Source organism: Nocardia sp. NPDC046473, from assembly GCF_040645995.1.
Lineage (GTDB): Bacteria > Actinomycetota > Actinomycetes > Mycobacteriales > Mycobacteriaceae > Nocardia.
Window position 1 is genome coordinate 569,380 of the sequence record NZ_JBEYZJ010000006.1, and the last position, 12,692, is coordinate 582,071.

Here is a 12,692-nt window from a genome sequence, read left to right on the forward strand (position 1 = left end):
TCAATGACACAGCGTCCCGGGGAATGACGGAACCGAGCGCCAGCGAGGTGGAGTCATGAGCCGCGGGGTGCAGGCCTGGCGGTCTACCGAGAAGCTGCGCATCCGAGTGCTGGGTATCGCGTTCTTCGTGGTGGTCGCGCTGTTTCTCGCGACGACCATCGCGATCTACAACAAGCAGTTCGTCAAGACGGTCGACGTCGACCTGGTCACCGACAGCGTCGGCAACGCGCTCACCAAGAACGCGGACGTGAAGGTGCGCGGCATCACCGTCGGCGACGTGCGGTCGAGCAATTCCGAGAACGGCAAGGTGACACTGCATCTCGCCATCCATCCGGACAAGGCCGATCAGATCCCGTCCAATGCGACGGCCCGGCTGCTGCCCAAGACGCTGTTCGGCGAGCGGTACGTGGACCTGGTGATCCCCGCCGACCGCAGTGCGACCCACCTGACCAACGGCGTGACGCTGCGGCAGGACCAGAGCGGCAACGCGATCGAACTCAGCAAGCTGCTCGACGACCTGATGCCGCTGCTGCAAGCGATTCCGCCGCAGGACCTCGCGTCCACCCTCGGCGCGCTGTCCCAGGCGCTGTCCGGTCAGGGCCTCGCGCTCGGCGAGAGCGTGGACAAGCTGGACAACATCTTCCGTCAGGTCAACGGCGTGCTGCCGGATCTGCAGCAGGACCTGCGCAGCTTCGCCGAGGTGGCCGCCACCTACGCCGATGCCGCGCCGCAGCTGGTGAACGCGCTGGACAACCTGCGAACCACCAACGCGACCATCGTGCAACGGCGTTTCGACATCGATGCGCTCTACGCCGTGCTGACCCCGGCCTCCTCGGACACCGCCGATTTCCTGGTGGCCAACCGGGACAACATCATCGACCTGTCCGCCGACTCGCGCCCGCTGCTCGAGCAGCTGGCCACCTACTCGCCCACCTTCCCGTGTGTGATGGCGAACTTCGCCCTGCAGCGGCCGCGCATCGACGAGATCCTCGGCAAGGGCACCAAGAACCCGGGCACCAGGGTGACCATCGAGTTGACCAACCCGCGCGGTAGGTACCTGCCGAACCAGGACGAGCCGCGGTGGCTGGATGACCGTGGGCCGTGGTGCATTCCGGAGAAGCCGCTCGGCGTCGATCCCGGTCAGTACACCGGCGGCGCGAACAACGACGGCTCCTACGCGGTGCCGAGCCGCAACCCCGGTGATCAGGAGACGGGCAAGATGTCGCCGCCGCAGTTCGGCGTCTACCCGGCGAGCAATGTCGCGACGATCGCGGGCTCGCCGATGGAGCAGCAGTCGCTCGGTGCGATCTACGGTGCCGCCCAGGGTGTTTCGCCCGATCAGGTGCCGGGCTGGGTGACCAGGGCCGGTGCGCCCGCGTTCCGTGGCAGCGAGGTGAGCGTTCGATGAAGCAAAAGTTGCGCGGCCTCGGCGGCCCGCTCACCAAGCTGATCATCTTCGTTGTGGTGACGATTTTCGCGACCACCGTGCTCGGCCTGTCCATCGCCAACTACAGCGGCGACGGCACCAAGTTCAAGGCCCGCTTCACCGACGTGACCTCGCTCAATTCGGGGGACGAGGTGCGCGTTGCCGGTGTCCGGATCGGCAAGGTCACCAATATCGCGATCGTCGACAAGCGCCTCGCCGAGGTGAGTTTCGAACTCACCGACCGGAATTGGCTGCCCGCCTCGACCACCGCGAGCATCCGCTACCGCAACCTGGTCGGCCAGCGCTACATCGCGCTCGAGCAGGGCACCGGCGAGCAAGGCCGCAAGCTCAATGCGGGCGGCACCATCCCGCTGGAGCGCACCAACCCCGCGCTCAACCTGACCACCCTGTTCAACGGCTTCCGTCCGCTGTTCCGCACGCTGACCGCCGACGACGTGAACAAGCTCTCCTTCGAGATCATCCAGGTGTTCCAGGGCGAGCAGGGCACCATCCACGACCTGGTGGCCACCACCGCGAGCCTGACCAACAAGATCGCGGACAAGGACGCGGTGATCGGTGAGCTGGTCCGCAATCTGACCGCCGTGCTCGACACGGTCAACCAGCGCCACGACCAGTTCGATCAGCTCATCGTCAATACCGAGGCGCTGGTCAGCGGGCTGTCCGCGGAACGCGACACGATCGGCCGCTCGGTGACCTCGCTCGGCAACCTGGCCTCGGCCACCGCCGACCTGCTCGTCCCGGTGCGTCCGACGCTGCAGGGCTCGATCGCCGGGCTGAGTCAGCTCACCGGCACCATCAACGACCGCAAGGACGATATGAACGACGTCCTGCGCAACCTGCCGATCAAGATGGAAAAGCTCGGCCGGGTAGGCAGTTACGGCTCCTGGTTCCAGTTCTATCTGTGCGGTATCGACATCGTCGTCGGGCCGGGCACGGCGGATGCACCGAACCTGAACCTGCCCGCTGGACTGCCGACGATCAATCAGCCGCTGTATACCAATGCCGCGCCGCGCTGCGCCGGGAAGGCCCGCTGATGGACGACCGGATTCTGCTCGGACGCCGCAGCCCCGTCTTCATGGGCGTGCTCGGCCTGGCCATGGTGCTGCTGGTGACGGTGTCGGCGTTCTTCCTGGACCGGCTGCCGATCATCGGGGCGGGCACCAAGTACACCGCCGAATTCTCCGAGGCCGCGGGCCTGAAGAAGGGCAACGAGGTCCGCATCGCGGGCGTGAAGGTCGGCTCGGTATCCGACGTGCGCCTCGACGGCCCCAAGGTGCTCGTCGACTTCCGCACCCAGGACGCCTGGATCGGCAGCGAGACCACCGCGTCGATCCAGATCAAGACCGTGCTGGGCCAGAAGTACCTGGCGCTGGACCCGAAGGGCTCTCGCGCGGCCGACCCGTCGGCCCGGATTCCGTTGTCGCGCACCGTCGCTCCGTATGACGTGGTGGACGCCTTCACCGACGCGGCCAAGAACATCGACCAGATCGACACCGCGCAGCTGGCCACCAGCATGCGGGTGCTCTCCGACGCGTTCTCGACCACGCCGCCGGAGCTGCGCGGCTCCATCGACGGTGTTGCCCGCCTGTCGGAGACGCTGGCCAAGCGGGACGAGGAGCTGAAGAAGCTGTTCGCCGCGACCAGGCAGACCACCCAGGTGCTCGCCGACCGCAACGCGCAGTTCGAGCGGTTGCTCGCCAACGGCGGCCAGCTGCTCGCTGAGCTCAACATCCGTCAGCAGTCGATCGCGCAGCTGCTCTCCGGCGCCAAGACGGTGTCCGCGGAGCTCACCGCGCTGGTGCACGACAACGAGGAGCAGATCGGCCCCGCGTTGAAGAACCTGCGCGGTTCGATCGATCTGCTGAATGCCAACCAGCAGAACATTTCCAAGACGTTGGAGCTGGCGGCGCCGTTCTACGGGATCTACGCCAGCGTGCTCGGCACCGGTCGCTGGTTCGACGCGGTGATCGTCAACCTGATCCCGCCCGCGCTGCCGGATGTCCCCGGTGCTCGTCCGCCGATCCGCAACATGGGAGGTAACTGACATGGCGGGCCGGCTGCAGGGGCTACGGAATTCCGGGCGCGGCACCAAGATCGCCATCGCGCTCGTCGCGGTGGTGGCGCTGGTCGCCGCCGGGGTGCTGTGGTGGACCTTCGATCGACTGACCACCACCAAGATCACCGCCTACTTCGATCGCTCGGTCGGCATCTACGAGGGCTCGGATGTGCGGGTGCTCGGTGTTCCGGTCGGCACGGTGGATTCGGTGGAGCCGCAGGGCGATCAGGTCAAGATCGTGATGAGCGTCGATCGCTCCTTCGACATACCCGCGGACGCACGCGCCGCGCAGATCACGCCCTCGATCGTGTCCGACCGCTACATCCAGCTGACCCCGGTCTACACCGGCGGACCGAAAATGCCGCGCACCGCGACCATTCCGCGGGACCGCACGGTGACGCCGGTCGAGGTGGACCAGCTGTACAAGAGCATCACCGAGCTCTCGGATGCGTTGGGCCCCAACGGCGCCAACAAAGACGGCGCGGTCAACGACCTGGTGCGCACGGGTGCGGCGAATCTGGACGGCAACGGCGAGGCACTGGCCAACAGCCTCACCCAGCTGTCCAAGGCGGCCAAGTACCTGTCCGACGCGCGCGGCGACATCTTCGACACCGTCAAGAACCTGCAGAGCTTCGTCGCCATGCTGGCCAAGAACGACGCGCAGGTGCGCCAGTTCAATACCCAGCTCGCCGATCTGTCCAGCTTCCTGGCCAGCGAGCGCAGCGACCTCGGCGCCGCGCTGAATCTGCTGTCGGTCGCGCTCGGCGATGTCGCCCGGTTCATCGACAACAACCGCGACCTGATCGCGAGCAATGCCGAGGGCCTGGTCACGCTCACCAAGACACTGTCCGATCAGCGCGACGACCTGGCCGCCGCGCTGCCGGTGCTGCCGCTGGCGCTGAGCAACCTGATCAACATCCACAACGCCGAATCCGGCACCCTCGACATGCGCGCCAACTTCACCGACCTGCAGGACCCGCTCGGTGTCATGTGCAAGCTGATCGACGTGTCCAAGTTGCGGCCGGGTGATCCGCAGTTCGACGCGCTCGGCAGGCAGATGCGCCCGATCCTGGACCACTGCAAGGAGATCTCCGACCAGATCACCGCCGGGGTGAAGACGCCGACGCTGATTCTGCCGTTCGGCATCCTCAGCGGGGAGAACGAGCAGCGGGCTCCGGTGCCGGGCACCGTACCAGGCATTCCGTCGGACCGGACTCCGCCGTCGCAGGGAGGTGAGCGGTGAGTAGCCGAATCCGTTCCGTCACACGCGGTCTCGGTGCTGCCGTGGCCGTCGGGCTGGCCGCGGCCCTGGTCACCTCGTGCGCGTCCGACGGCATCTACAGCGTCCCGCTGCCCGGTGGCGCCGATGTCGGTGACCATCCGATGCGCATCGACATCCAGTTCGACGACGTGCTCGACCTGGTGCCGCAGTCCGCGGTGAAGGTCGAGGGCTTGCCGGTGGGCCGGGTCGAGGAGATCAAGATCGGCAAGGACCAGTGGACCGCGACCGTGCGGGCCGTGGTGAACTCCTCGGTCGATCTGCCGACGAACGCGCGCGCCGAGGTGCGCCAGTCGAATCTGCTGGGCGAGAAGTTCATCGAGCTGTCCAAGCCCGCCACCGATCCGGACCCGAAGAAGCTGACCGACGGTTCGACGATCCCGGTCGACCACACCAGGCACGCCACCGAGATCGAGCAGGTGCTCGGCGCAATGTCGTTGCTGCTCAACGGTGGTGGCGTCGCACAGCTGCAGCCGATCGTCACCGAGCTGAACAAGACCATCGGCGGCCGCGAGGACCGGGTGCGTTCGCTGCTCGATCAGGCCAACATCCTGATCAAGGGACTCGACGATCAGGTCGACGACATCACCAGGGCCCTCGACGGTCTCGACCTGCTGAGCAGCCGGGTGAGCAGGCAGACCGACCAGATCGGCAAGATCCTCGACGAGCTGCCGCAGGGTGTGAAGATCCTGGAGGAGCAGCGTCCGCAGTTGGTCGGGCTGCTCAGCCAGCTGGATCGGGTCGGGCAGGCCGGTTTCGACGTGCTCGATCACTCGAAAGACGACCTGATCCGCGATCTCACCGCGCTGCGCCCGACGCTGCAGGAACTCGGCAAGTCCGCGCCGGATTTGATCACCGCGTTGCCGTTGATCCCGACCTATCCGTTCCCCGACTCCACGCTGGAGTCCACCTTCGGTGGGTCGGTGAACACCTGGCTGTCGGTGGATCAGCAGATCGGCGTCACGCTGAGCAATCTCGGTGTCGGCAAGCCTGATCCGGTGTACATCCCGCCGATCGGTCCCGGCGTGCCGGTGAATCCGACCAACCCGTACTACAACGGCAACGGTCCGCGGCCCGGTTGGCCGACGGTATCGATCCTGCCGCTGCCGCCGAACATGGCGCAGCCGCCCGCGCCGGGGGTGCCGCCGAATCCGGTGGGCGCGATTCTGGAGCAACTCGGAGTGGGTGGTACCCGATGAGTAAACTGGTTCGCTGGCAGCTGATCATGTTCGTCGTCATCGCGGTGGTCGGCGTTGTCTTCGTCGGTGCCAAGTACATTCGGCTCGATCACATGGTCGGCCTCGGTCAATACGACGTGAAGGTGCAGGCGGCGCAGACCGGCGGCATCTACAAGGGCGCCGAGGTGACCTACCGCGGTGTGCCGGTCGGCCGGGTCGGCGAGCTGGAACTCACCGGCGACGGCGTCCTGCTGCACCTGGTCATCGATTCGAGCTCGCCGAAGATCCCGGCGACCGCGAAAGCCGTGGTGGCCAACCGTTCCGCGATCGGCGAGCAATTCGTCGACCTGCAGCCGACCACCGATACCGGGCCGTATCTGCACGACGGTTCGCTGATCACCTCGGCGACCACGCCGGTGCCGGTGGAGCAGCTGGTCGCCAGCGTCGACACATTCACCCGCTCGGTCGACCTGGCCGCGTTGAACACCACCGTGCGCGAGCTCGGCAAGGCGTTCGACGGCAAGGGCGACGACCTGCAGGTCTTCGTCGATTCGCTGAACAAGTTCACCAGCACGTTCAACGAGACGCTGCCGCAGACCATTCAGCTGATCCGCGACGGCAAGGTCGTGCTCGGCACCCAGGCCGAGCAGTCCGGCGCCATCCGCGAGTTCAGCGACGGCCTGGACAAGCTCACCGCCCAGCTGCGCTCCAGCGACCCGGACATCCGGCGGCTGATCGGCACCGGCAACGACGCGGGCCAGCAGATCGACGCGCTGCTGCACGAGAGCGGCGGCGCGCTCACCCAGAACCTCGGCAACCTGCGCCAGCTGCTGCTGACCATCTCGCCCAAGTTCTACGCGATCCGTCCGCTGCTGCAGTTCCTGCCGCAGATGTCGGTCGGCGGCTCGTCCACCGCGCCCGGCGACGGCACCACGCACTTCGGTCTCGTGCTGGAGGCCAACAATCCGCCGGCCTGTACCGTCGGCTACGAGGGCACTCAGCGGATCCTCGAACAGATGAAGGCGCAGAACCCGAACTTCGACGACACCCGCGATGAGTTCCCGTTCAACAAGGACGCGAAGTGCCGTGTGCCGCAAGGTAATCCGTCCGCGGTGCGCGGCGGTGAACGGGCCGACCTCGCCGATCCGAATGTCGTGCAGCCTTGGGATTCGACCCCCAAGACCGACCCGGAGCGGCTGAACCTGACCCCGATCGCCGTGCAGATGGCAACCCTGATGGGAGTTACGCCGAAGCGGTGACCAGCAATGACGACGTTAGGGTGACTGGCGTGACCGCAGATTTGACCAAGCAGCTCGACTCGACCGAGCCGCCGGAAGCACCAGACCCCGCCGACGGCGTGCTGCCATCCGAGGTGGTTGCCGACGCTCCGGCCGCGGCGCCCGACTCGGGTCGCGGAGTCGTCCGCACGGTCGCACTGGTCGCGTCCGCAGCCGTAGTGGTCGTCGCCCTCGTCGCGGCCGTCTGGTTCGGCGCGGGCTGGGTGCGCTCGGCCGTCAGCGATGCCCCGCGCGGCGATGCTCGCGACACCGCGCTCGACGCCGCCCGCCAGGCCGCGCTCAACATGACCTCGATGAACCTCGACGACGTGCCCGGCTCGCTGGCCCTGGCCCGCTCCTCGATGACCGGCGCGCTGCTCGACTCGGCCGACAAGAACAAGGACCAGGCCGAGACGCTGGCCAAGCAGACCGGCGTCGGGATGAAGTCCAAGGTGCTCGGCTCCGCGCTGACCACGCTGAACAGTGAGAAGGACAAGGCGTCCGCCCTGGTCGTGCTGCAGGTGACCGAGCTGGCCAAGGGCAAGCCGCCCGCCGATTACCGCTACACCTGGAACATCGACGTGACCAAGACCGGCGACGTCTGGAAGGCCGAGCAGATCTCCTCGCTCAGTCAGCCGGTGCTGCTCAGCGGTGGCCAGGCCCAGTCCCCGCAGGCGCCGCCCGCCGACCAGCCGCCCGCCGCGCCCAAGCCGGGATCGTAGGAGAACCAGTCATGCCGTCTCGTAAGCCGATCAACCGGGTCACCTCCAAGCGTCGTCCTGCCGGTGACCAGCAGGCCCGGCCCGCCGCGTCGCGCACTACACCGGCCCGCAAGCCGCGGGTGACGAGCACCACCCGGCCCGCGGCGACGCGTCCGGCGCGGGAAGACAAGCGTCCCGAGCAGGCAAAGACAGTGGGTGGCCGGAAGAAGGCGTTCCGCGGTTCCGGCAGCTCTCAAGGTTCCGGCAGCTCGAAGTCGGGACGCTCGTTCTGGTCGATGATCGCCGCCATGCTGATCGCCGCGCTGCTGCTCGGCGGATTCGCGGCGGTCGCCGCGTCCCGCCCCGGCGTCGACGAATCGAACAAGGCGTTCGTCGACAACAAGGCCACCGAGGAGGTGCGGGCGGCCGCCGATCACGCGCTGAAGACCGTCTACGCCTACGACGTGAAGGACATCGACGGCTACCGCAACACCGCGAGCCAGGTGCTCACCGGCAAGATGCTGGCCGATCTGGACAAGTACGCCGACACCACCATCTCGGCGGTAAAACAGGCCCAGACCAGCGCCGATGCCAAAGCAGATCCGATCGCGGTGACCTTGCTCACCGATGATCGGGCCGAGCTGCTGGTCAATCTGGTCGTCAGCGCCACCAAGAACGGCGCCGCGCAGCAGAGCGTCGCGGGTCCGATCGTGCTGCACATGCAGAAGGTGGGCGATCGCTGGCTGGCCAGCGACATCGTCGACCAGTGATCTTCCAGCGGCCCAGGGGATCTCACTTGCTGCTGGTCGGTGCCGCCTACTTGACGAGTTTCGCCGGAGCCGTCACGCTATTCACAACAGCGGCAGCTGTCACAGTGGCTCCATTACGCCCCGTCGTCCCCGACGCAGCCAGCGATTCGGACACGGCGCGCCAGCCACGTGAATGTGCGCACGGGTGGTAGGTTGACACCCCCGTGACGGTTGGTGTACGGTTGGACGTTGCGCTGGCTGCCTCCTGTCCATACCTCGATTTGCACACGTAAGTTCCACCTTCCGGTGTTACTTCTGTTGTTGCCTGTTCGGGTTTCGTTCGGGTTGTAACCAGCGGAATTCGTAGCAGACAAGCGACGGTCGCGGACCACCACGCGGCGCGCGTGAGGTGCTGGAAGGACGCATCTTGGCAGTCTCCACCCAGACCAAGGCAGTTGCCGGAATCCCCGGAGCCCCATTGCGGGTGTCTTTCGCGAAGATCCGTGAACCCTTGGAGGTGCCCGGACTTCTCGATCTACAGACGGACTCATTTGCATGGTTGATCGGTTCGCCGTCATGGCGTGAAAAGGTCGCCCTTCGCGGCGATGTCGGGCTAGTCGGGGGACTCGAGGAGGTGCTCGAGGAGCTCTCGCCGATCGAGGACTTCTCCGGCTCGATGTCCCTGTCTTTCTCTGACCCTCGGTTCGAGGAGGTCAAGGCCTCCATCGACGAGTGCAAAGACAAGGACATGACCTACGCGGCGCCGTTGTTCGTCACCGCGGAGTTCATCAACAACAACACCGGTGAGATCAAGAGCCAGACGGTCTTCATGGGAGATTTCCCGATGATGACCGACAAGGGCACGTTCATCATCAACGGCACCGAGCGCGTCGTCGTCTCACAGCTGGTTCGTTCGCCGGGTGTCTACTTCGACCACTCCGTCGACAAGACCACCGAGAAGGACCTGCACAGCGTGCGCGTCATTCCGTCGCGTGGTGCGTGGCTGGAGTTCGACATCGATAAGCGCGACACCGTTGGTGTCCGCATCGACCGCAAGCGTCGCCAGCCGGTCACCGTGCTGCTGAAGGCGCTCGGTTGGACGAACGAGGAGATCGTCGAGCGTTTCGGCTTCTCCGAGATCATGATGTCGACGCTGGAGAAGGACAACACCGCCGGTCAGGACGAGGCGCTGCTGGACATCTACCGCAAGCTGCGTCCGGGCGAGCCGCCGACCAAGGAGTCCGCGCAGACCCTGCTGGAGAACCTGTTCTTCAAGGAGAAGCGCTACGACCTGGCGCGGGTCGGTCGCTACAAGATCAACAAGAAGCTGGGTATCCACCTCGGCGAGCAGGTCACCGGATCGGTGCTCACCAAGGAAGACATCGTCAGCACGATCGAGTACCTGGTCCGCCTGCACGCGGGTGACCGTGTGATGACCGCCCCCGGCGGCGAAGAGGTGCCGGTCGACGTCGACGACATCGACCACTTCGGTAACCGTCGCCTGCGTACTGTCGGCGAGCTCATCCAGAACCAGATCCGGGTCGGCCTGTCGCGCATGGAGCGCGTGGTCCGCGAGCGGATGACGACTCAGGACGTCGAGGCGATCACGCCGCAGACCCTGATCAACATCCGTCCCGTGGTCGCGGCGATCAAGGAGTTCTTCGGAACGTCGCAGCTGTCGCAGTTCATGGACCAGAACAACCCGCTGTCGGGTCTCACCCACAAGCGCCGTCTGTCGGCCCTTGGCCCGGGTGGTCTGTCCCGTGAGCGGGCCGGTCTGGAAGTCCGCGACGTGCACACCTCGCACTACGGCCGCATGTGCCCGATCGAGACCCCGGAAGGCCCGAACATCGGCCTGATCGGCTCGCTGTCGGTGTACGCGCGGGTCAACCCGTTCGGCTTCATCGAGACGCCGTACCGCAAGGTGATCGACGGTCGAGTGACCGACGAGGTCAAGTACCTCACCGCCGACGAGGAGGACAGGCACGTTCGTGCCCAGGCCAACTCGCCGGTCGACGCCGACGGCCGCTTCCTCGAAGACCGGGTGCTCTGCCGCCGCGGCAACGAGGAGAACGAGCTCGTCGCCGCCGACGAGGTCGACTACATGGATGTCTCGCCGCGCCAGATGGTGTCGGTCGCGACGGCCATGATCCCGTTCCTCGAGCACGACGACGCCAACCGCGCCCTGATGGGTGCGAACATGCAGCGTCAGGCCGTCCCGCTGATCCGTTCCGAGGCCCCCGTCGTGGGCACCGGCATGGAGCTGCGCGCGGCTGTCGACGCCGGCGATGTCGTGGTGAACGAGAAGGCGGGTGTGGTCGAGGAGGTCTCCGCCGACTACGTCACCGTGATGGCCGACGACGGGACTCGCAAGAGCTACCGGATGCGCAAGTTCGCCCGCTCCAACCAGGGCACCTGCGCGAACCAGCGGCCGATCGTGGACGAGAGCCAGCGGGTCGAGGTCGGCCAGGTGCTGGCCGATGGCCCGTGCACCGAAAACGGTGAGATGGCGCTCGGCAAGAACCTGCTCGTCGCGATCATGCCGTGGGAAGGCCACAACTACGAGGACGCGATCATCCTGTCGCAGCGCCTCGTGGAAGAGGACGTTCTCACCTCGATCCACATCGAAGAGCACGAGATCGACGCTCGCGACACCAAGCTCGGTGCCGAGGAGATCACCCGGGACATCCCGAACGTCTCCGACGAGGTCCTCGCCGACCTCGACGAGCGCGGCATCGTGCGCATCGGTGCCGAGGTTCGTGACGGCGACATCCTGGTCGGCAAGGTCACCCCGAAGGGCGAGACCGAGCTGACCCCGGAAGAGCGCTTGCTGCGCGCGATCTTCGGTGAGAAGGCGCGCGAAGTGCGCGACACCTCGCTGAAGGTGCCGCACGGTGAGTCCGGCAAGGTCATCGGCATTCGCGTGTTCTCGCGCGAAGACGACGACGATCTGCCTCCCGGTGTGAACGAGCTGGTGCGCGTGTACGTCGCGCAGAAGCGCAAGATCCAGGACGGCGACAAGCTCGCCGGTCGCCACGGCAACAAGGGTGTTATCGGCAAGATCCTGCCGACCGAGGACATGCCGTTCATGCCGGACGGCACCCCGGTCGACATCATCCTGAACACCCACGGTGTGCCGCGTCGTATGAACATCGGCCAGATCTTGGAGACCCACCTCGGGTGGATCGGCAAGGCGGGCTGGGATGTCGGCGTGGCCGCGGACGGGACCCGTCCCGAGTGGGCCAAGGCGCTGCCGGAGGAGATGCTGGCGGCACCGTCCGACTCGAACATCGCCACCCCGGTGTTCGACGGCGCCCGCGAGGAGGAGCTGACCGGTCTGCTCGCCTCGACCCTGCCGAACCGCGACGGTGATCGCATGGTCGACGACAACGGCAAGGCCACTTTGCTCGACGGCCGCTCCGGCGAGCCGTTCCCGTACCCGGTGGCTGTCGGCTATATGTACATCCTGAAGCTGCACCACTTGGTTGACGACAAGATCCACGCCCGTTCGACCGGTCCGTACTCGATGATCACCCAGCAGCCGCTCGGTGGTAAGGCACAGTTCGGTGGTCAGCGCTTCGGTGAAATGGAGTGCTGGGCCATGCAGGCCTACGGCGCCGCTTACACGCTGCAGGAGCTGCTCACCATCAAGTCCGATGACGTCGTCGGCCGCGTGAAGGTCTACGAGGCGATCGTCAAGGGCGAGAACATTCCGGAGCCGGGCATTCCGGAGTCGTTCAAGGTGCTCCTCAAGGAACTCCAGTCGCTGTGCCTCAACGTCGAGGTGCTGTCTTCGGACGGCGCGGCGATCGAGATGCGCGACGGCGACGACGAGGATCTGGAGCGCGCTGCGGCGAACCTGGGCATCAACCTGTCCAGGAACGAAGCGGCCACCGTCGACGATCTGGCGAACTAGGCGGTCGGCCGGATGTCGTTGGTTTTCAACGACATCCGGCCCCGCGTTCCACCAACTAGTGAACTTTTTGCTCGAATTCGACCCGAATA

The 12,692-nt window shown here is 66.2% G+C and carries 9 protein-coding genes; all 9 read left to right on the forward strand.

Annotated elements, in window-relative coordinates:
- Window positions 1–55 precede the first annotated feature (55 nt).
- The 9 genes from ABZ942_RS24285 (at window position 56) to ABZ942_RS24325 (ending at window position 12,603) form a co-directional block, all read left to right on the forward strand.
- Complete coding sequence (locus ABZ942_RS24285) at window positions 56–1,408, forward strand: MCE family protein (protein WP_357385577.1); 1,353 nt, start codon at window positions 56–58, stop codon at window positions 1,406–1,408.
- Window positions 1,405–2,481, forward strand: a complete 1,077-nt coding sequence (locus ABZ942_RS24290; RefSeq protein ID WP_357385579.1) for an MCE family protein — start codon at window positions 1,405–1,407, stop codon at window positions 2,479–2,481. Before ABZ942_RS24285 ends, ABZ942_RS24290 begins: the two co-directional genes overlap by 4 nt.
- Window positions 2,481–3,491 carry an MCE family protein gene (locus tag ABZ942_RS24295; protein ID WP_357385581.1) on the forward strand — a complete coding sequence of 337 codons (1,011 nt, stop codon included), beginning with the start codon at window positions 2,481–2,483 and terminating at the stop codon, window positions 3,489–3,491. Before ABZ942_RS24290 ends, ABZ942_RS24295 begins: the two co-directional genes overlap by 1 nt.
- 1 nt (window position 3,492) lies before the next feature.
- Window positions 3,493–4,746 (forward strand): MCE family protein, encoded by a 1,254-nt coding sequence (locus tag ABZ942_RS24300; protein ID WP_357385583.1) that lies wholly within the window; start codon window positions 3,493–3,495, stop codon window positions 4,744–4,746.
- Window positions 4,743–5,981, forward strand: a complete 1,239-nt coding sequence (locus ABZ942_RS24305) for an MCE family protein (RefSeq protein WP_357385585.1) — start codon at window positions 4,743–4,745, stop codon at window positions 5,979–5,981. Before ABZ942_RS24300 ends, ABZ942_RS24305 begins: the two co-directional genes overlap by 4 nt.
- Window positions 5,978–7,219 carry an MlaD family protein gene (locus ABZ942_RS24310; protein WP_357385587.1) on the forward strand — a complete coding sequence of 414 codons (1,242 nt, stop codon included), beginning with the start codon at window positions 5,978–5,980 and terminating at the stop codon, window positions 7,217–7,219. The genes ABZ942_RS24305 and ABZ942_RS24310 overlap by 4 nt, the downstream gene beginning before the upstream one ends.
- Before the next feature lie 29 nt (window positions 7,220–7,248).
- Complete coding sequence (locus ABZ942_RS24315; RefSeq protein ID WP_357385589.1) at window positions 7,249–7,959, forward strand: hypothetical protein; 711 nt, start codon at window positions 7,249–7,251, stop codon at window positions 7,957–7,959.
- Between the two features lie 11 nt (window positions 7,960–7,970).
- Window positions 7,971–8,708, forward strand: a complete 738-nt coding sequence (locus ABZ942_RS24320; RefSeq protein ID WP_357385591.1) for a hypothetical protein — start codon at window positions 7,971–7,973, stop codon at window positions 8,706–8,708.
- A 388-nt stretch (window positions 8,709–9,096) separates the two neighbouring features.
- On the forward strand, window positions 9,097–12,603 hold the full coding sequence (locus ABZ942_RS24325; RefSeq protein WP_357385593.1) for a DNA-directed RNA polymerase subunit beta: 3,507 nt from the start codon (window positions 9,097–9,099) through the stop codon (window positions 12,601–12,603).
- Window positions 12,604–12,692 lie beyond the last annotated feature (89 nt).

Bases quoted from the DNA above. Each gene is read 5' to 3' on its own strand.
- ABZ942_RS24295 (WP_357385581.1), top strand. From the start codon at position 2,481: ATGGACGACCGGATTCTGCTCGGACGCCGCAGCCCCGTCTTCATGGGC.
- ABZ942_RS24310 (WP_357385587.1), top strand. From the start codon at position 5,978: ATGAGTAAACTGGTTCGCTGGCAGCTGATCATGTTCGTCGTCATCGCG.
- ABZ942_RS24285 (WP_357385577.1), top strand. From the start codon at position 56: ATGAGCCGCGGGGTGCAGGCCTGGCGGTCTACCGAGAAGCTGCGCATC.
- ABZ942_RS24300 (WP_357385583.1), top strand. From the start codon at position 3,493: ATGGCGGGCCGGCTGCAGGGGCTACGGAATTCCGGGCGCGGCACCAAG.
- ABZ942_RS24320 (WP_357385591.1), top strand. From the start codon at position 7,971: ATGCCGTCTCGTAAGCCGATCAACCGGGTCACCTCCAAGCGTCGTCCT.
- ABZ942_RS24290 (WP_357385579.1), top strand. From the start codon at position 1,405: ATGAAGCAAAAGTTGCGCGGCCTCGGCGGCCCGCTCACCAAGCTGATC.